Consider the following 20,213-nt stretch of genomic DNA (forward strand, 5'->3'; position numbering starts at 1 on the left):
GCCGTGTTCCGCTATGCGGTTGTCAATTTGCGAAAGAAATTATGCGTCACCGCTTGCGCTGCTTGCCCTTGGTCTCCTGGGGCTTGTCGCCCTGTTTTGCTTCGGCAGCGGCCTTTTCTGCCTTCATCTTCTTGCGTTTGGTCTCGATGCGGAGTTTTTTGTTGATGCGCGCCTTAAGGAAGGGACCGAACTGCTCGGCATCGCCGCGGACAAAGGTGTCCTTAGGGATCGTCACGCCCTGGTCGGCGAACATGGCCACAAAGATGCGCTCGCCGTCGAGCACGTGGTCGAGCTTTTCAAACGGGAAGAACTGCGACTTGCCGCTCGTGCCCCAAACCATCAGGCCGTCCTCGTTGGCGGCGACGCGGCGATAGCGGCCACCCATGGACTCGTCGGCCTCAACGGCGTCGATAAAGTCGCGGGCGAGGGTGTGGTGCAGGTTTTTGCTCCACCAGGCCAAAAAGGCGCCGAATACGATCAAGACGACGCCAAACTTGATCCAGTTGCCGCCGGCCACCAGCATGCCGATGCCGATGAGCGCGGCAATTGCCGCGGCGACATACAGCGAGCCGCGACGCCTGGGCGAGGCGACCAGGCGGGCGAAGTCGGTGACGAGGTCGTTTTCGTATTGGTACTCGTTGAGGTACAGGATGCCGTCGTCGGCTGCGGCCTGCTCCTCGAGCGCGACCTCGACCTGGTCGGCTGCTTCGGAGGGAATGAGGTTGCTCTCTGCGTCTGCCATGCTCTTTGGACTCCTATCGCGGCGGGCTCGCCGTACGGGTTATTATGGAATGCAGTATGCCGTGCGACCGCATGGCCGCCGCGGCAACAAGACTCAGTATACCCGGGGGAGCACCCATGGAATCGTTGTACCGAAAGTATCGCCCGCTCACCTTTGACTCCGTGGTGGGCCAGCAGCATATCGTCTCGACGCTCGAGCACGCCATCACCGAGGGGCGCCTGTCCCACGCCTACCTGTTCTGCGGACCGCGCGGCACGGGCAAGACCACCATGGCGCGCATTCTGGCCAAGGCGCTGCTGTGCCGCAATGCCGAGGCGGCGCGCGCCGAGGGTGCAAGCGGCTGCATGCCCGACGGTACTTGCGAGGAGTGCGAGCTCATTGCCGAGGGTAACCACCCCGATGTCTACGAGCTCGATGCCGCCTCCCGCACGGGCGTGGACAATGTGCGCGAGGAAATCATCAACTCCGTCAACTTTGCCCCGGTGCGCGGCAAGTACAAGATCTATATCATCGACGAGGTCCACATGCTCACGACGGCGGCGTTCAACGCGCTGCTCAAGACGCTCGAGGAGCCGCCGGCACACGTGATCTTTGTGCTGTGCACCACCGACCCGCAAAAGATTCTGGAGACCATCCTCTCGCGCTGCCAGCGTTTCGATTTCCATCGCATCGGCAACGAGGATATCGAGCGTCGCCTGGCATACGTGTGCGAGCAGGAGGGCTTCGATTACGACGATGAGGCGCTGGCTATCGTGGCGCGCCATGCCAAGGGCGGTATGCGCGACGCGTTGTCCACGCTGGAGCAGCTGAGCGTCTTTGGCAACGGTTCTGTGCATGCGGACGACGCCCGCTCGCTTTTAGGCGAGGTTTCGGACCAGATTCTGGGCGAGTTTTCCCGCGCCATTGCCGATCGCGATGTTGCCGAGCTCTATGGACTGATCCGTGCGCAGGTCGAGGAAGGAAACGACCTGCTGGAGCTGACGCGCGACCTGGTAGCGCATGTGCGTGACGTGTACGTTGCCTGCGTTGCCGGTGCCCGTGCCGAGCTGTTTGAGGGCGGCTCCGAGCAGGCCGAGGCGCTTGCTGCCGAGGCCGCTGCCTTTGGCGAGCATCCTGCCGACCGCCTGGCCCGCGTGCTGACGGTGCTCGACGATGCCGCACTGGAGATGAGGGGCGCGAGCGACGTGCGCCTGGTGCTCGAGATTGCCTGTACGCGTCTGGCACGTCCCGAGGCTGATTTAACGATTGAGGCATTGGCCGAGCGCGTGGCTCGCTTGGAGGCCATGGTTGCCAACGGCGCCGTGCCGGCGAGCGTGGCTGCTGCTCAGGCCGCCGCGCCTGCAGCATCCGTACCCGCTGCTGCCCAACAGCCGACGCTCATTTCGGGCGCTCGTGCTGCCGCTCCGGCGGCATCCGCTGCCCCCGCTGCTACGTCCGCGCGCCAGGGCGGTATGCCTTGGGACCGTGGTGCTGCTGTTCCGGCTGCCCAGCCTGCGTCCCGTTCTGCGTCCGTGTCAGCTTCCAAGCCTGCAGCGCCTGCACCTCAGCCTGCGCCAACTCCGACGCCTCAGCCCGTTGCGGCCCCCGCGCCTGCCACCGCTCCGGCACCTAAGCCCCAGTCCAACAATGCCGCCCAGGTTGCCGCCGCCGGTACTGCCGAGACGCCCGCGGTCGATGATGCCGGAGAGCTGCAGCGCAAATGGGCCGAGGTTGTCGAGCGTGTCAAGGCGCGTCAGGCTTCCTACGCAGGGCTTTTGCTCAACGCTCGCGCCACGGCCGACGACGGCTCCAAGCTCACGGTCTCGTTCCCCGCGGGCTCGACCTTTGCCATGAAGATGCTCGGACGCGCCGACACGCAGTCGGTGGTCCTGCCGACAGTCAGTGCGGTCTTCGGTCGTCGTACCGTCGACTATGTCCTGAATGGGGGTGGCACGCCGGCTCCTCAACATGAGGAGCATTCTCCATCTGCACGGGCTGCGGTATCTGCGGACCCGCAACCCGTGTCCTCGGCGGCCCCTGTATCCTCGAGCGCCAGCGCTCCACAGCAGCAAGCGACGCCGGTGATGGCACCGACCCCGTCGGCGCCTGAACCCGTTGCGCCCAAACCGGCTGCTCCGGTCCCCGGGCCTAAGCCCGCCGCCGCGCCTGCGCCCAAGTCATCCGACCTGGCTAAGGCCCCCTGGCTGCGCTCCGACAACCCCGCCGGCGCTCCTGCCACAGGCAAGCTCCCGACCGAGCCCGCACCCCGAGCGCCCGAGCGCGCGTCCGCTCCCAAGGCTCAGCCCGCCGCGCCGTCTGCGCCGTGGGAATCCGAGCGGGTTCCCTACGACGATGTCATGGTCGGCGGTTTTGCTGCCGATGCCGGCGGGGACGATCTGCCCCCGTTCGACGTGCCGGGTGCGGCGTCCGCGCCCAAGCCCGCTGCAACTGCCCCCAAAGAGGAGGACGCTCCTGCGGCTCCCTGGGAGTCCAACCCCGGCGCGGGCAGCCCCTTCGGCCATCAAGGCGCAGCCCCAAGCATCCCGCAGACCGAGGACGAAGCCAAAGCCCTCATCCGTAGCGTCTTCGGCCAGTCCACCATCTTCAAACCGGTGGAGTAGCTGTACGGGCGGGTATACTGCTCAGGAAGAGACTTCTTTGAACGGAGCGAGCTTATGATGTGGGAATATGTCCGCCTCGAGGACGATACGCAAGTTTCGTATTCCGAAGTCCGTGAGGACAACACGGTGAAGGTCGTTGTGGAGCGCCCGCGCGATTGGGGTTTTGACGCGGCGGAGTGTATCTTGCCGGCATTCAATTGGGTGTCACATGAGGGCTTTAGCGAAGCGGACCTCAAAGAACTCGATGATTTCGTGCGTAACAATGCCCCGCTCATCCTGCGTTTTGCCTACGAAGGCGGACGAGTCTATGCCTAGTCTCTTCCGACTCGGCCATATATCACTTTCTTTTGTCCGGGCGCATCTGTATTTCGGACATGTGTAGTGTGGTGCCGCGTATATCGCATTCGAGCAGACAAGCGCGTGACGGTCGGCCTAGGGTGCTGAGGTCGATACGATACGTCGCATGGCCGTCCGTGTACTCGACTTGCTCGGCGTTGACGGTTGCTCCGATTGTAAATAAAGAGCCCAGTTCGGCATCGACAATCTTGGAGTCCTTTATCTTGACCTTGAACTCTTGGTAGAGGGACGGGCTGTTGTAGTAAATGGTTCGGGTTCCGTCGGTGCATTCATCGGTCGTCTCCCATTTGACGACGGGCTGGTCCGAGCTGGCTATCAGCAGTTCTGCTCCAAAAGCTATGGCATGGGTGATGACAACCAGCAATGCCCAGCCGACAAAGAGATAGAGAACCACATATGCAACGGGGTGTTTTGAGCGGATGTTTTGGAGCGCGTCGGGGGCATTCATGGGGCACCTCCAAATTGCAATCTATGACAATCAAATTATACCCTGCCGCCATGTGCTCCGCCTCGAGCAGCGGTTTGGCATTTAGCTATTTAGTGGCACACATGAAATGCCGGATTCGGCTCTACTAGATTGAGTATGCGATATTATGCAACCTTGCATAATTCGGCCTTGCATAATCTTTGCGCGTGGTTTGTATTGGAGGACATGTATATCGACTGAGGTAGCGTGTCCGCCCCGCTTGCTTGCCCCGCGCCGTGGTACGATTTTTGAGTTTGAAAGTCCCGTCGCGCTCCGGCTGCCCTTGCAGCTTGTCGCGCGGCCGCACGTAAAGGAGCCATCATGGCCGGTATGAACATGCAGCAAATGATGAAGCAGGCTCGCAAGATGCAGGAGCAGCTTGCCGCCGCGCAGGAAAACCTTAAGTCCCAGACCGTCGACGCCTCTGCCGGCGGCGGCATGGTCAAGGTGACCGTTAACGGCGAGATGGAGCTTGTCAACCTCACCATCGACCCCGATGCCCTCGATCCCGAGGACGTCGATATGCTGCAGGACATGATCATGGCTGCCGTCAACGAGGCCGTCCGCGGTGTCAACGAGCTTGCCAACAAGCAGATGGGCGCCATCACCGGCGGCCTCAACATCCCGGGCATGCCGTTCTAAGACACGCATATATATGAGTGCCAACCATAGTCTGCAAAAATTGCTCGATGAGCTGGGCCGTCTGCCGGGCATTGGTCCCAAGTCGGCCCAGCGCATCGCCTATTACCTGCTCGAGGCCGATGCCGAGGAGGCGCGCCGCCTGGCCGAGGCTATCCTGGAGGTTAAGCAGGAGGTTCACTTTTGCAGCCGCTGCTTTAACTACGCCACGGCCGACGAGTGCTCCATCTGCCAGGATTCGATGCGCGATACCACTCGCATTTGCGTGGTGGGCGAGCCGCGCGACGTCCAGGCAATCGAGCGCACGGGCAGCTACCATGGCCTGTACCATGTGCTAGGCGGCGTGATCAGTCCCATGGACAAGATTGGTCCCGAGCAGTTGCACATTCGTGAGCTGCTGGCACGCTTGGGCCACGAGGACATCCACGAGGTCATCATCGCCACCAACCCCAATATCGAGGGCGAGACCACGGCGAGCTACCTGGCCCGCACTATCAAGCCGCTGGGCGTTGAGGTATCGCGTCTGGCGAGCGGCCTTCCCGTGGGCGGCGACCTGGAGTATGCCGACGAGCTTACGCTTGGGCGCGCCATCGAGGCCCGTCGCACGATTTAGGTGGCGAGCCTGCTCCTGCCGTATGTCTTCATCACGACGCACGGGGTAGCCATAATTTCCCCGTGCGACTGTAAGTTTGTTGTGCAACAAAGATGCTTTGTATCCGCTTATCGCATGGATGCTTCCACTCGCATCCTTAATTTGCCCATTCGTTGCGCAACCTTTTGGGTTCGCTGATACACTCAAATATGGATTCGAATGAATGCGCCGCTCCCGAGCGGCGTGTTTTTGTTGGAGGAGAACGCATGCGGCCCGGTGGCACTCAGACAAAGCGCGGCGCCGCGGTGCGCATGCGACGCCGACTGGGCTTGGCGCCGCGGGCGTACGCACTGCTGTCTTGCTCGCTGGTGCTGGTCATAGCTGGCGTTTCTGCCTATGGCATGACCGTGCCGTCCATGATGCAGGCACATGCCGCACGCGAACCGCGCGTGGGGCATGAGGTCAAAAGTGACCTGGGGACCACGACTGGATATGCTTGGGCAAGTGTGGTCGCGCATATTGTGTTTGGCACCGGCGACGCGGACGGCGCCGAGGCCCCGGACAACGAAGTCACGCTTGCCAATGGCAAAACCATCGTGCTCACCAACACCAAGATCATCGATCGGTTGTCCAACAATAGCGTGGCGGCAACGGTGAATAAGGTCGAGCAGCAGAAGGAGCAGGACGCCCAGCAGTCCGGAAAGCCCGGTAGCTCGGATACTTCTGGCTCCGGCTCGGATTCGTCGAGTTCGGGCGGTGGCTCTGGGTCGGGTTCCTCTGCCGGAGGGTCTGGAAACGGCGGCTCGACGGGCGGCAACACTGACAACGATGCAAACTCCGGTGGCCTTTCCGCTGCTGAGGAAGAGAGCATTCACAGCTGGCTTGTGACCAAGTACAACATGCTCGACGGCTATGTTTCTCGTGCCAATGACGTGGTCTCGACCTATAACTCTACGGGAGATCCCAGGCCGTGCGACAGCCTGGTCGGGGAGATGTTTGTCATTCGAGCCGAGTTCGGTCGTCAGACATTCTCGCCCCGGTCAAAGTGGTATCAGCAGTATGCCAATCTGTGGGGCTGTTACACCAACCTATGTCAATGGGTCGGCCATTACGGCGATGATGACGTCGCGCTCGGTAACTTCAACAATAACGTGGCGGCGCTTGCCCTATGATGACCGATCTTGCATCCACCACACCACAATCGCTCGGTCGCGATCCCATGGTCGGCCTGCGCCTGGCGCGTGTCGACGGGTTTGAGCCGGCCATTGCGCTCGGTCAGGGCGAACTGCCTGCCTATCTGCGTCGTTTTACGATGCTGTTTGCCGACGATGCCGCCATGCGCCGTGGCGGTATCGGCCGCGTGACGCGTGCCGTCAACGCCCAAGGCGAGGCCGTGGCACTCAAACAGCTCATCTTGCCGACGCGCGATGAGTTTGACGACGATGCCGCTCACGAGGCGCTGGTCGCCAAGTTCAAGGCGGCGTTTCGCGAGGAATACGAATGCCATCGCGCTCTTTCGGGCCTTAAGGGCTTTCCCCGCCTCTATGGCTGGGGCGAGGTCGACGGTGTGCCTGCAATTGTCATGGAATGGGTCGAGGGCGAGACGCTTGCCCGCTTGCGTTCGCGACTTGCCGTGGACGATGCCGGACGCCTGTCGCCGCTTGTGGCGGCGCGTCTGGGTCGCGACCTGTTCGATCTGCTCTGCCGTATGAGCCTGGTGGGCGAGGGCTTTGTCCATCGCGATATCTCGCCCGCTAATATTATGGTGCGTACGGCGCGTCTACCGCTTGACCGGCAGCTTGCCGAGGGCACCTTTGACCTGTGCCTGATCGACTTTGGCTCGTCGCTGGCGCTTGAGCCTGCGTCGGCCGTGGCCGGTACCGGCGGCAAGGCGTCGTTTACGGAGCGTTATGCCACGCTGCGTCGCGCGACGGTTGCCTATGCCCCGCCCGAGATGCTCACCGACGATATTCCCGACCTGCGCGCTTTGCGTATGTCGCCGGCGATTGACGTCTATGCCGCGGCAAGCACGGTTTACGAGCTCATTGCCGGCGCCGCGCCATACGAAGCCGCGCCGAGCACTTCGGGCACCTCGGGTTCGCGCAAAAAGACGCGCGACATCGCCAGCCCCTATCGTCTCAAGATGGACACGCTGCCCGACTATCCCATTGGTGCCCATGCGCCCGGTTGCGATTTGACTCAGCTGCTTCGTCGTGAGCCCGATGTGGCGCTCGCTGCGGCCGAGCAGGCCCAGCAGCTGGGGCTTGAGCCGGATTCCGAGGAGCTACGCGATGCGCTGGCGTTTGTCGATGCCCAGCTGTTCGACGTGGTGATGGCCTGTCTGTCCAGCCATCAAAAAGATCGTCCCGAGCCGGCGGCGGTCGAGGCGGCGCTCTCGGCGTTTTGTGACCACTATGCGCAAAATGTCGGTCGTTCGCTCCGCGGCGAGCCGCTCACGCCGTGCCCCATGGATGCGTCTGGCCGCGCGGTTCGTCGCGCGCTGATGGTCGGCGCGACGGTCGTCTGTGGCGTGGTTTGGGCTGTGGTCGTGGTTTCGGCCGCGCTGCTGGCGTCGGGCGCTCGCGTGACGGCGACTTTGGGATCGCTCGTGTGGTCTGGGTCGCTACCGGGTATTATTGCCGCACTGGCGTTGGCGCTGCCAGGCATAGCCGGCGTTGTCGCGGGGGCACTTGCGCGCAATCGGCGCTCGGGCTTCCTGCAGGGTGTGCTTGCGCTTTCTGCCTGCGAGGTTCCGGTGCTGGTTGTGGCTGCATGTAGCGTATTTTCCCAACGCGCCGTGATGGGCGGCCTTGTTGCCGCTCTGGTTGCAACCTATACGCTTACGTGGTTTTTGCTTGCGATGGGCTTTGCCTTTGAACTTCCCGTTTCGGCACCGCGACGTACAAAAGCCCAGATGGCGACTCCGCTTGCCGGTGGAGCCGCAGCTGCCCGTACTTTTGGCGGACCTGTCGAAGTATCGTCCGATTCTATTTCTACGACCAAGGAGGCCTAGGTCATGGCATCTCAAGTTAAGCTCACCCCATGCGGGGCCATGTTTGACATCTTTAAGCGCGCGGCGCATCTGAGCCATATCGAGCTGTGCGGCCTGGTGCTTTCGTCCCGTCCGCTCGCCGACGGCCGCAGCCCGCAGAGCCGAGCCGCCGATCGCTCTTGGGTTTCCCGCTTTATCGTTCGCGCGCCGGTCGGCACGCTTCAGCAGCGCTACTTTGCCGAATACGGTACCTCGGCTGCGCGTATTATGTCGCAACTGGCCCTGCGCCAGCGAAATCCCATGGACTCCACGGCTGTGATCAATATGGTGTGCGGTCCTGCAGGTGAACCGATGGTACGCGCGCTCGAAGAGTGCCATCAGGACACGAATCTCTATCGCAACGCGCTCGATCGCCTGTCCCAGGCGGCGGAACTCATGCCCGCCGAGCGCGCCGAGGCCGTGCTGGTGCTGTTTGTCGCCGTCGGTTGTTCGGCGGATGTGCGGTCCTCGGTGAACTATGCCATCGACTACGCGCACGCGACCTGTGGCGGAGGCACCTCCACGCCGCGTTCGCTTGGCATGTCGATGACCGCGGGCGAACGCGAACCCGCTCCGGCGCACCCCTTGGGCTTGCTGCGCGTACAAAACAGTTTTGTCGTGAGCGCCCCGCGCTGGATTCAGCCGAGTGAGCAGGGTGTTGAGATTGGTGCGCTGGCCACTGGTGAGGGCGATATTACCGACGTCGGCGACGATGTCTCGGCCCGCCATGCCCATATCTGGTGCGATGCTCAAAATATCTGGCACGTCGAGGACTTGTCGTCCACCAACGGAACCGTGGTGGTAAACGGGGCCACGCGCGTCTGCATTCAGGTCGAGCCCGGCCGTTCCGCCCAACTCAATCCCGGCGACGAGCTCAAGCTCGGCGAATCCACTACCTACGCCATCCTCTTCGGTGCCCTCTAGCCGGCAGATAGGGACGTTTCTTTTCTGCCGGCACTTGGGGACACTCCTCGGCGCGCCAGAGCCAGTCGCCCGGGGATGGAGGGGCCATTTTGGCCCTTGGCGGTCAGTCGGGGCGAAACTAGAAGATCTTTCCGATTCGCGGCTGTTCATGCTTGTAGAGCATCTAAAACAATAGGATGTTATTCTGGAATATGCCGGGTGCGTGAACTTGCCTGTCTTAGCCTTAATAAGGTATAGGGGAGTTTGGCTCAGGGGTTCCGTCTTGTTCTTCAGCGCAGTATTGTGGGACAGATTTGCTGAGATTGGCGCCTTACACCGCAGAGCGCACGGAAGGCTCTCGATTTGTGTTCTGGCCCCAGAATACAGGGCCTGATACTTACCAACTGTGGCATGGATGTAACATCTGTAGAAATCAACCCTTTTGTTGTCGACCTTTGTAAGAAAAACACTGCCATCAACTCTTTGGATGACGAAACTAGGGTGCTTGAGGGGAGCCTTTACTCCCCTCTGAGAGATGACTCATGTTTTTCGCTTGTCGTTGTGAATCCTCCGTTACTGCCGATTCCGGATGAGATTCCTTATCCCTTCGTTTGAGATGGAGGACAATCGGGTCTGGATAAAACACTTCGTATTCTTAAGGGTGGCGATACGCATTTAGAGAAAAACGGTAAATACTGCTAATAGGGGTGACGACGATGGTGCAGGGGCGACCCGCGATGCTCTCATCAATACGTCGGATACTTGGGAAATCAGGTCTAGATGCATGTATGATGATGCTGTGTGGCTATTCAATTAATCCGCGTTCCGAATGGGTGCAGGGTATAGCTGCGACATCGTATGCTTTTGACCCGGCGCGATACTCAGATATTTCTGAGGCGGTTGACGAAGTTTATACGCACTATGCCGCGCAAGGCGTTTCGGAAGTTTGCACATCTACGTTACGGGCTTAGGTTTCTTCAAGCGAGCAGGCCGGTTGCGTTATTTCGAGCGATTTTTCTAGTCTAGACGACAAAAGGCAAAGGATTTGATGGGTATAAAACGCGGACGTTTGTGGGCGGATGCTCAAATCTATTGTGGCAATCGGGCGGTTGAAAAAGATATTTCAACCGCCCGATTGCCAGGTTCGTCGGAGGAGATGTCCGATTCCGACTCTCTTGTAGGAAGAGCTTGAGATCGTATTGGCCCAAGGCAATCTTAAAGCAGTCTCATTGGCAAATCTTCGCTCCTGTTGTGTTGAGGTGTAAGGTATCAGTGATTGATGTTTTGTGGCGGGTAGATTGGGGCCTTCCTTGATTCGATGCGTTCTCTCGAGGTTCATCAGAGCAAAAGGGGCTTTCGTCTTCATTGCTATCACGGTGATTGGAACCGCTCTCTCCTATGCCATGCCATACGTGAACGGGAAATTCTTAGATTTTCTTCTCGGTAACCGCAGCGAAAGAGACGCCGTACTCTTCGCGCTCCTGGTTGCGTCAATAGGAGTTTTCTCCACCCTCTTTACTTATTTTGCAGGAACACTTTCCATTCGCATAACCACGAGACTTTCCTTTGATCTTCTCAGGGAGGCCGTCTTGCGTTTTGAAAGAGACGATTACTTGGTGAGTCGGACCATCGATCCAGCCTATACAACGCAACGGATTATTTCCGACTCCAGCGTGGTCTCATCCTTCGTTTTGGCGAATTTTATCAGTGCGCCGCTGTCCATTGTAGCCATTCCCATCGTATTGCTTATCATATGGTCAATTGATTCAACTCTCGCGGTGTTTTCCATCATTCTCCTCATCGTGTATTTCTGTGTAATTACTGGGTTGAGGAAACTTTTGTATAGGGTCACGTATGAGAAGAAAGAGGCGGACAGCGCCTTTTACGCCGCAATTGCATCGCAGCTTAATCAGATTCTCAACATTCAACTGACATCTTCGTACGGCAAGAGCGAACAAGCGCTCGACGCTGGGTTTAAGAGCTATTTTCCCAAAGTTTTGCGCTCCGGAAAGCTATCATATTCTCTGACATCGCTCGATGGTCTTTTCGCAGCGTTGTTTCAAGCGGTGATACTTGTTGTTTCCGGAGTACGAATCATTAACGGAACTATGTCAATAGGCGAGTACACTATCATCGGTACATACTTCGCGGTTCTCTTTAAGACTTTGAAAAGTATGATGTCATTGTTCAAATCCTATCAAGATGCCAAAGCATCATGGGATAGGACGGCTATCGCGACGAGAGAAAAGGAGAGATCGGGGTGGAATCGGACCGATTTAGCTAAACTCGATGAAATAAATGACATTTCGGTATCTGATTTGGAATTCTCGGTTGCCCTTCCAGACGGATCTGTCCGAGAGGTCCTCGGCGGGTTTTCTTTCAAGTTTTCCGGTCCTGGTACATATTGCATAGTTGGGGAAAACGGAAGAGGCAAGACGTCACTTCTTTACTTGATGCTCGGGCTATACTCATCGAAAGGCAAAGTAAAATACAACGGCGTGCCAATCGAAGAATGCGACTTGGATTACATACGTGCGAGAGAGATATCGTGCTGCCCACAGTCGTGCTTCGCGCCGGACGAAACGGTGAAAGAGCTGTTAGAGTATTTCGACACGCCCTTTTCTTCCTATCACCGGGGTGTAGATGGCCTACTTTCGCTGGAAAACAGCGTGAAGGAGTTGCTCGGGAAACGTTGCTCCGCGCTTTCGGGCGGTGAGCTGCGCCGAGTGTACTTATGGTCGGCGATTTCACGCAAGTCGTCAGTTTTGGTACTCGACGAGCCCACGACTGGGTTAGACGCTGTAAGCCGCGCCGAGCTTGCGGCCTATGTTAAGCGCAACAAGCAAAGCCAGCTGATCATCGTTGTCTCTCACGATGACGAGATGGTCGGCGCGGTAGAAGGGGTAGTGGATTTAGGCAGCATGTACCAGGGTAAATGATGACAAGTGTAGTGCTACCCAACTGGCAGAGATAACAAAAAGGCGATGCAGATGCACGTAGCATTCAGGCGGTTCGGACTCGGTGCCTTCACGCCATCGCAACGCTTTCAGATATAGTTCTCGTTCTCTTACTAAAGGAAACTTTAGTCTACGTCATCTTGTCGAGACAGAGGTGAAGCGAAGTGTTGTCGCGACGTATCTTATTCCAGGTGGCTCAGTATCAGCGTGAGAATCGCACCAAAGTGTACTTACGATTCTCGTGTCCCACGGACAACATGAGCTGAGCATTGAGGTTCCACCCTTTGCTGCAACTACACGGGGTTGGACGGCAATGAATATGCCGGGCCGCATACCACGCGCAGCGGGGGTCCATGTCCCAGTATGTTGCCTACAGCAGCCTCGATGTCCACGCACACATCATCTCTGCCTTCGCGTTCAATCCATTTGCCGGAGAGTGCGAGGGTTGCCAGGCCGTAGAATTCGAGCCGAACAAATGAAATGCGGTATCAGCGCATAGGATTAAACTGACGATTGCTTTGCACTGAGAATACGCTTGGAAAGCCGCTATGGGTGGCGGCCCGGGTTAAATAGAGAAGCCCGTCCGATCACTTTCATGTGGCGAACGGTCGGGCTTCTTATTCCACTTGCCAATGCTCGGCTCATATTGGAAGAAAGCTACGCTAATGTTTGCGTGACACTCCTATTTTCTCCGAAGAAAGAGTCGGATAATGAAGAATAGAATTAAAAAAGGTGCCAGATATAACGCAAGTATAAAGGCTAATCCAACGAGACCTTGCAATAATGGCATAACTCCTCCCAGACACGAGATTTTGGTATTTGTTCCCATCTTATTCTGAATTGGACCAAATAGTTCCTAGCCACAAAACTACTCGTCAACTGGATCGCACCAATCTGCTGGCAAAACACAGCTTGATTCTTTATCGACATAGCACCAATCCGCAACAGGGCACTCGGCGATGTCGTAAAAATTGCATATATCAACTCCAAGACAACAAGGCTCAACGGGAGGATGTTCATTTGAACCAACAGGATGGATATGCTTCATAACAGCTCCTCACCTTAATCCAATTAGAGACTACGTTTGATCAATGCCACAGTGATCTACAACGCAGATGCTGCCGCCATCCATGTCATAGTCGCAGTAATCGTATGCACCACAGCCATCTGCTTTATCATAAACAGTACAGATGTCAGTAATGCCCAAGAGGCAGTCAAAAGACATCGGCTTCACGCCTGCCTCGTCGCCACTTCCTGGATTAATCGGATGAATATGCTTCACGACTACCTCCCTTTGAGTGCAGAAAAACCTCAATATTGTGTATAACAAACCAAGATGTCTAGTTCACCATATTTCTAGAATGGTTTCGGCGAACGTAGCAATAAGCTTCGCAGACGGTAATCAGAAGAACGAACACCTCCACAATGGTGACAGCAATGCGCTGAACCGCTTATTCCGATACAGTAGCTTCTCGTTGATTTTTCTCCTGCGAAGATGAGTGGCGGGAAATAAGGTCAAAAGCCATCTCGTAGCACATTTTTCTATATTCACATGATGCAGGGTGTAGACTCTTGGGCAAGTAGCCGTGCTCGCCTGCAGCCTCCCAGCTACAGCCCCCACCACAGAAAGACCGAGCCCAACAGTCCGTACAGTCAATTCTTTTTTCGACACCCTGACTCCAGTTTTCAATATACCTAGTTTCGTCAATTCCGGTGACGATGTTGCCCATTTTGAATCGCATCATCCCGACAAACCTGTGACAGGGGTATACGTCCCCTTCGGGAGTCACGGAAATAAAACGCCTGCCAGCCCCGCATCCGACAAAGGCGATCCTGTTGCTCATAATCAAATCAACTGCAGTTTTCAATGTTCTAAACAAGGGCTTTTCCCCTTGATCAATCTGTTTGAGATATTGATCCGCCAAATCTATTAGGCCCGCCCTGATTTTGTTTAATGAGTGTTCGTCGAGTTTGATATTCTCATCGAATGAGCTCACGGGCGAGAAGTAAATCCTTCTGAAGCCCATCTCTTTAAACTGAAGATAGTCTTCAACAAGGTTACAGTTATTATTTGTTAAGGTCGCTCTTGCGCCGAAGGGGAACGACTCGGAAAAACGACGAACGTTTTTGTCGATATCGGAGAAAGAGCCGCCTCCCGTCTTGTACGGGCGCGATGCATCGTGCTTGCATCCTGTACCATCGAGACTAATCAGAACAGAAAACCCGTGCTCCTTGAAAGAATTCACAGCAGTGTCATTCAAAAGCGTTCCGTTGGTCGTAATAGAATAGGTAAAGTTTCTATTGGGGTATATTCTTTTTGAATAGTCGACCGTTTTCCATATCAGCGGCTCGTTAATCATGGGTTCCCCACCAAAAAAGACGATCGCAAGCGTTTCGTTTTCCGATGAACTTGCGACGAGGTAGTCGACCGCCTTGAAGGCTATCTCGTCTGTCATCAGCAGAGGAGACGTTCCATAATCTCCTTTACCGGCAAAACAGTAACTACAACCAAGGTTGCATGCATGTGAAACGTGGAGTTCGATGGATCTAAGTTTTCGAGGCGTGTCTTTTGTTAAGAAAGTCCGCTCAGACAATCGTTGATACTCATCAATGTCGTCTTCAAGTTCTGCTATGGTCGTTTGGTCGTAGCCTTTCGCAGCAAGTGACTTTGTTAGCAACTTCGAGTTGACCGTTCTTCCCGATGCTTCAAATATGCGAAGCGCATCTTCTGATGCTTGGTCAACCTGAAAGCAATTGCGAGTGACCTCATCGAAGCAGTAACGACGATCACTTACTGAGAAAAAATGCATACGTTCCTCAATTTCATGCTGGACTGGCACTAACCTTGTTTATTGTTGCGCAGCTATAAAAAACCACCAGCGGGGATTCGGTGTGCGGCCCAATCGGACTCCCAAAAGGTTCTATTTGAGACTGGCAAGCTTTGTGTTGTTGGCACTTCGACAGTGCTCTTTATTCCAACATGGAGCCTCGCAGTTTGAGTCGACTTGCCTCTGGAAGGTCCGATCTTAACTTGATTTAGGATGAAAACAGATTACAGGCGCGCTCCTCTAGAAAGAAAGGAAACCAATCGCCGCCTTTCACCAGGAAAGTTTTTATAGCCCACCTCGAGCAAAATGAAAGATGCGAGAGCGATTGGGGAACAACGCGAATCTCCCCTTTTGGGTGGGAGCGAGCCTTCAGCCACCGGCGAACGACTCGCCCTGGTCAGAATCTGGAAGTGGTGCCGGGCCGCTTGGGCCTCCCCGGTGACTTCGTGGGGCTTACCTGCCTGACGTCGAGGAGTACATCCGCAAGATTCGTTCCCTATGCCGTTTGCTCTCACGCCCGCCTTAGTTCCAAGTCGGGCGAGCCGCCGCGCTCATGCGACCCGTGGCGGCGACACGTCGACGCCGCGCTCGCTGAGCACATCTTCGGTCGCGGGCGAGCACGAGGTCGCGCCGGCGCATCCGCTGGGACTGCTGTGCGTGCAAAACGGCTACGTGGTGAGCGTCCCGCGCTGGATTCAGCCGAGTGAGGAAGGCGTTGAGATCGGCGCGCTGGCAACGGGGGAGGGTGGCATCACCGACGACGTCTCGGCCCGCCATGCCCATATCTGGTGCGATGCTCAAAATATCTGGCACGTCGAGGACTTGTCGTCCACCAACGGAACCATGGTGGTAAACGGCGCGACGAACGTCTGCATCCAGGTCGAGCCCGGCCGCTCCGCTCAGCTCAACCCCGGCGACGAGCTCAGACTTGGCGAATCCACCACCTACGCTATCCTCCTCGGCGTCGGCGCCCTCTAGTCGGCAGATGGGGACGTTCCTTTTATGCCGGCACTCCGGGACACTCCATGGCGCGCCAGGGCCAATCGCCCGGGGACGAAGCGTTCATTTTGGCCCTTGGCGGTCACCCGAGGTAAACCTTTACCGCCCACCTATATTTGTCGAAATTACACTTGGCGGCGGGGTACAATAAACCCGCATGCGGATTTCCGTTGCGGGCGCTTCCCATCGCCGGGGCGTGCCCGGGAGCATCCGACATGCGGCCTTTGCGGCGCTCGGTCATGTGCAAGACGGGTAGCTGGGCCTGTGGAGCGCGTGCAGCCCTCCTCGCCTCGGCATGCCTTCTCTCCACGCCATGTACCTGCTGCTGAGTCCGCCTGCCAGATGATTGGAAGCAACAACGAAAATCCCATCACGCCAATATCCCGGCGATCGCCGGGGCCTGTATACCTATATGAGAGGAGAGGGGTATATGGCGCGTAAGTTTAAGTCTATGGACGGCAACGAGGCGGCCGCATATGTTTCGTATGCGTACACCGAGGTAGCGGGAATTTATCCCATTACGCCGTCCAGCCCGATGGCCGACCATGTCGACCAGTGGGCGGCCCAGGGTCGCAAGAACATCTTCGGCACCCCGGTCAAGGTCGTCGAGATGGAGTCTGAGGCAGGTGCAGCCGGTACCGTTCACGGTTCGCTGGGTGCCGGTGCTCTGACCACCACCTACACGGCTTCTCAGGGCCTGCTCCTGATGATCCCGAACATGTACAAGATCGCAGGCGAGCAGCTCCCGGGCGTTTTCCACGTCTCCGCGCGTTGCGTCGCTTCGCACGCCCTGAACATCTTTGGCGATCACTCCGACGTCATGGCCTGTCGCCAGACCGGTTTCGCCATGCTCGCCGAGGGCAACGTCCAGGAGGTCATGGACCTCTCGCCGGTGGCTCACCTTGCCGCCATCGAGGGTAAGACCCCGTTCCTTAACTTCTTCGACGGTTTCCGCACCAGCCACGAGATCCAGAAGGTCGCCATGTGGGACTACAAGGATCTGGCCGAGATGTGCGACATGGACGCTGTCCAGGCTTTCCGCGATCACGCGCTCAACCCTGAGCACCCGCATACCCGCGGTAGCCACGAGAACGGCGACATCTTCTTCCAGAACCGCGAGGCCTGCAACAAGGTCTACGACGAGCTTCCCGCCGTCGTCGAGGGCTACATGAAGAAGATCAACGAGAAGCTCGGCACCGATTACGGCCTGTTCAACTACTACGGCGCTCCCGATGCCGATCGCGTCGTCGTGTGCATGGGCTCCTTCTGCGACGTGCTCGAGGAAGTCATCGACTACCTCAACGCTCACGGCGAGAAGGTCGGCCTGGTCAAGGTCCGCCTGTTCCGTCCGTTCTCCATCAAGCACTTTGTCGACGTTCTCCCCGAGACCGTCAAGAAGATTGCCGTTATGGACCGCACCAAGGAGCCGGGTTCCATCGGCGAGCCGCTCTACCAGGACGTCGTCTCCGCTCTCTACGAGGCCGGCAAGACGGGCATCAAGGTCGTCGGCGGCCGTTACGGCCTGGGCAGCAAGGACACGCCTCCCGCGTCCGCGTTCGCTGTCTTCGAGGAGCTCAAGAAGGACGAGCCCAAGCGCGAGTTCACCATCGGCATCGTCGATGACGTGACCAACCTGAGCCTGCCCGAGGCCGAGGATGCGCCCAACACCGCAGCCCCCGGCACCATCGAGTGCAAGTTCTGGGGTCTGGGTGGCGACGGTACCGTCGGCGCCAACAAGAACTCGATCAAGATCATCGGCGACCACACCGACAAGTACGTCCAGGCCTACTTCCAGTACGACTCCAAGAAGACCGGCGGCGTCACCGTCTCGCACCTGCGCTTTGGTGATTCCCCGATCCGTTCGCCGTACTACGTGACCAAGGCCGACTTTGTCGCTTGCCACAACCCCAGCTACATCGTTAAGGGCTTCAAGATGGTCCGCGACGTCAAGCCGGGCGGCACCTTCCTGGTCAACTGCCAGTGGAGCGACGAGGAGTTCGCCGAGCACATGCCCGCCGTGGCCAAGCGCTACATCGCGAACAACAACGTCAACGTCTACCTGATCGACGCTATCGACCTGGCCGCCAAGGTCGGCATGGGCAAGCGCACCAACACGGTGCTCCAGTCCGCCTTCTTCGCGCTGGCCAAGGTCCTGCCCGCCGAGGACGCCCTGCAGTACATGAAGGACGCGGCTACCAAGTCCTACATGAAGAAGGGCCAGGCCATCGTCGACGCCAACCATAAGGCCATCGATGCCGGCGCTACCGCCTTCCGTAAGTTCGAGGTTCCGGCCGACTGGGCAACCGCCGAGGATGCCGCTCCCGTCGAGCTCTCCGAGGAGACCAAGTCCGCCATCGCCCAGCAGGTCAAGAACCTGCTCGAGCCCATCGATCGCATGGATGGCGACAGCCTGCCCGTTTCCGCCTTCGTCGGTTGCGCCGACGGCCAGTTTGAGCTGGGCGCCTCCGCATACGAGAAGCGCGGCGTCGCCGTGGTCGTTCCTCACTGGGACGAGACCAAGTGCATCCAGTGCAACCAGTGCGCCTATGTGTGCCCGCATGCCACCATCCGTCCGTTCGCGATGACCGAGGACGAGGCTGCCGCCGCGCCCGAGGCTACCCGCACGCTCGACGCCATGGGCCCCAAGGCCAAGGGCATGAAGTTCACCATGGCCGTGTCCCCGCTCGACTGCATGGGCTGCACCAACTGCGTCAAGGTCTGCCCCAAGGGCGCCCTCGAGATGGTTCCCACCGAGCAGGAGATGGACCAGCAGCCCGTTTGGGACTACATGGTCGAGAACGTCTCCGAGAAGAAGGAGCTCATCGCGGCCAACGTTAAGGGCAGCCAGTTTAAGCAGCCCTACCTGGAGTTCTCTGGCTCCTGCGCCGGCTGCGCCGAGACCGCCTATGCACGTCTGGTGACCCAGGTCGCCGGCGACCGCATGTTCATCTCCAACGCCACCGGCTGCTCCTCCATTTGGGGCAACCCCGCTGCCACCGCTCCTTACTGCAAGGACAAGGACGGTCACGGCCCGGCGTGGAACAACTCCCTGTTCGAGGACAATGCCGAGCACGGTCTGGGCATGGCCGTGGGCTATGAGGCCGTTCAGCACAAGCTGATCGCCGCTACCCAGGACATCATCGCCTCCGATGGTCCGTCCGATGAGCTCAAGGCCGCCGGCCAGGCTTGGATCGACTCCGTCAACGACGCCGAGGCTTCCAAGACCGCTGCCGCTGCCTACGTTGCCGAGCTTGAGAAGTGCGGCTGCGACGCTTCCAAGGCGATCCTCGCCGACAAGGCTTACCTCACCAAGAAGTCCTTCTGGATCTTCGGCGGCGACGGCTGGGCCTACGACATCGGCTTCGGTGGCCTGGACCACGTCCTGGCTTCCGGCCACAACGTCAACGTCTTCGTCTTCGACACCGAGGTTTACTCCAACACCGGTGGTCAGGCCTCCAAGGCCTCGAATCTGGGCCAGGTCGCTCAGTTCGCCGCTGCCGGTAAGGTGACCAAGAAGAAGTCTCTGGCCGAGATTGCCATGAGCTACGGCTACGTCTACGTGGCACAGGTTGCCATGGGCGCCAACCCGGCTCAGACCCTCAAGGCCATCCACGAGGCCGAGGCCTACGACGGCCCGTCCCTCATCATCGGCTACAGCCCCTGCGAGATGCACTCCATTAAGAAGGGTGGCATGCAGAACTGCCAGGCCGAGATGAAGAAGGCTGTCGAGTGCGGTTACTGGAACCTCTTCCGCTTCAACCCCGAGGCTGCTGCCGGCAAGAAGTTCTCGCTCGATTCCAAGGAGCCCGCGGGCGGTTATCAGGAGTTCCTGATGAACGAGGCCCGTTACGCTTCGCTGACGCGTTCCTTCCCCGAGCGCGCCGAGGAGCTCTTCAAGGAGAATGAGCAGGCCGCCATGGACCGCTACGCTCACCTGCTGAAGCTCAAGACGGTGTACAACGAGGCTTAGGTCTCCCACCGCAGGATCTGAGGGCTGACCTTCGCGGACGTCCTCGGACATGAAAGAACCCCCGCTGCGCGCTACGTGAACTGCCTCCCATTTCTTGGACACAAGAATGGGAGGCTTTTTTATGGCTGG

At 58.2% G+C, this 20,213-nt stretch carries 15 protein-coding genes and 1 pseudogene; 11 read left to right on the top strand and 5 right to left on the bottom strand.

What is annotated here, in order from left to right; translation table 11 throughout:
• Positions 1 to 46: 46 nt before the first annotated feature.
• Positions 47 to 742, bottom strand: coding sequence for a hypothetical protein (locus DW645_RS09165; protein ID WP_118227302.1), 696 nt, complete (start codon positions 740 to 742; stop codon positions 47 to 49).
• Positions 743 to 858: 116 nt separating this feature from the next.
• On the opposite strand from DW645_RS09165, the gene dnaX reads away from it, so the two are divergent.
• Positions 859 to 3,342 (top strand): DNA polymerase III subunit gamma/tau, encoded by a 2,484-nt coding sequence (gene dnaX / locus DW645_RS09170; protein WP_158568721.1) that lies wholly within the window; start codon positions 859 to 861, stop codon positions 3,340 to 3,342.
• A 54-nt stretch (positions 3,343 to 3,396) separates the two neighbouring features.
• A complete protein-coding gene (locus DW645_RS09175; protein ID WP_089573259.1) occupies positions 3,397 to 3,657 on the top strand; it encodes a hypothetical protein in 261 nt (86 codons plus the stop codon).
• 22 nt (positions 3,658 to 3,679) lie between these two features.
• On the opposite strand, the gene DW645_RS09180 is transcribed toward DW645_RS09175, so the two are convergent.
• Positions 3,680 to 4,147 carry a hypothetical protein gene (locus tag DW645_RS09180; RefSeq protein ID WP_118227304.1) on the bottom strand — a complete coding sequence of 156 codons (468 nt, stop codon included), beginning with the start codon at positions 4,145 to 4,147 and terminating at the stop codon, positions 3,680 to 3,682.
• Between the two features lie 339 nt (positions 4,148 to 4,486).
• Here DW645_RS09180 and DW645_RS09185 point away from each other — a divergent pair, with 339 nt between their 5' ends.
• The 7 genes and pseudogenes from DW645_RS09185 (at position 4,487) to DW645_RS09215 (ending at position 12,269) form a co-directional block, all read left to right on the top strand.
• Positions 4,487 to 4,807 (top strand): YbaB/EbfC family nucleoid-associated protein, encoded by a 321-nt coding sequence (locus tag DW645_RS09185; protein WP_006235174.1) that lies wholly within the window; start codon positions 4,487 to 4,489, stop codon positions 4,805 to 4,807.
• 13 nt (positions 4,808 to 4,820) lie between these two features.
• Positions 4,821 to 5,417: a recombination mediator RecR gene (gene recR / locus DW645_RS09190; RefSeq protein ID WP_089573257.1), complete on the top strand. Its 597-nt coding sequence runs from the start codon at positions 4,821 to 4,823 to the stop codon at positions 5,415 to 5,417.
• Between the two features lie 245 nt (positions 5,418 to 5,662).
• The gene (locus DW645_RS09195) at positions 5,663 to 6,568 is read left to right on the top strand and encodes a hypothetical protein (RefSeq protein WP_117564927.1); all 906 of its coding nucleotides are present in this window, start codon (positions 5,663 to 5,665) and stop codon (positions 6,566 to 6,568) included.
• A complete protein-coding gene (locus tag DW645_RS09200) occupies positions 6,565 to 8,409 on the top strand; it encodes a hypothetical protein (RefSeq protein WP_118227305.1) in 1,845 nt (614 codons plus the stop codon). The genes DW645_RS09195 and DW645_RS09200 overlap by 4 nt, the downstream gene beginning before the upstream one ends.
• Before the next feature lie 3 nt (positions 8,410 to 8,412).
• Positions 8,413 to 9,351 carry an FHA domain-containing protein gene (locus DW645_RS09205; protein WP_117862639.1) on the top strand — a complete coding sequence of 313 codons (939 nt, stop codon included), beginning with the start codon at positions 8,413 to 8,415 and terminating at the stop codon, positions 9,349 to 9,351.
• Positions 9,352 to 9,678: 327 nt separating this feature from the next.
• Positions 9,679 to 9,945, top strand: a pseudogene (locus tag DW645_RS10250) (methyltransferase); the annotation flags it as partial.
• A 695-nt stretch (positions 9,946 to 10,640) separates the two neighbouring features.
• The gene (locus DW645_RS09215) at positions 10,641 to 12,269 is read left to right on the top strand and encodes an ABC transporter ATP-binding protein (protein WP_117564924.1); all 1,629 of its coding nucleotides are present in this window, start codon (positions 10,641 to 10,643) and stop codon (positions 12,267 to 12,269) included.
• Between the two features lie 886 nt (positions 12,270 to 13,155).
• On the opposite strand, the gene DW645_RS09910 is transcribed toward DW645_RS09215, so the two are convergent.
• The 3 genes from DW645_RS09910 to DW645_RS09220 form a co-directional block, all read right to left on the bottom strand.
• Entirely contained in the window at positions 13,156 to 13,335 is a 180-nt protein-coding gene (locus tag DW645_RS09910; protein WP_147324165.1) for a hypothetical protein, read from the bottom strand.
• A gap of 30 nt (positions 13,336 to 13,365) precedes the next feature.
• Positions 13,366 to 13,569 (bottom strand): hypothetical protein, encoded by a 204-nt coding sequence (locus DW645_RS09915; protein ID WP_124785779.1) that lies wholly within the window; start codon positions 13,567 to 13,569, stop codon positions 13,366 to 13,368.
• A gap of 169 nt (positions 13,570 to 13,738) precedes the next feature.
• Entirely contained in the window at positions 13,739 to 15,097 is a 1,359-nt protein-coding gene (locus DW645_RS09220) for a radical SAM/SPASM domain-containing protein (RefSeq protein ID WP_117564922.1), read from the bottom strand.
• 516 nt (positions 15,098 to 15,613) lie between these two features.
• Between DW645_RS09220 and DW645_RS09225 the strand changes: the two genes are divergently transcribed.
• Positions 15,614 to 16,093 (top strand): FHA domain-containing protein, encoded by a 480-nt coding sequence (locus DW645_RS09225; RefSeq protein ID WP_117564921.1) that lies wholly within the window; start codon positions 15,614 to 15,616, stop codon positions 16,091 to 16,093.
• A 451-nt stretch (positions 16,094 to 16,544) separates the two neighbouring features.
• Positions 16,545 to 20,084 carry a pyruvate:ferredoxin (flavodoxin) oxidoreductase gene (gene nifJ / locus DW645_RS09230; protein ID WP_118227307.1) on the top strand — a complete coding sequence of 1,180 codons (3,540 nt, stop codon included), beginning with the start codon at positions 16,545 to 16,547 and terminating at the stop codon, positions 20,082 to 20,084.
• Positions 20,085 to 20,213: the final 129 nt, after the last annotated feature.

It is taken from the genome of Collinsella sp. AM23-17 (genome assembly GCF_003470945.1).
GTDB classification, from domain to species: Bacteria; Actinomycetota; Coriobacteriia; order Coriobacteriales; family Coriobacteriaceae; genus Collinsella; species Collinsella aerofaciens_O.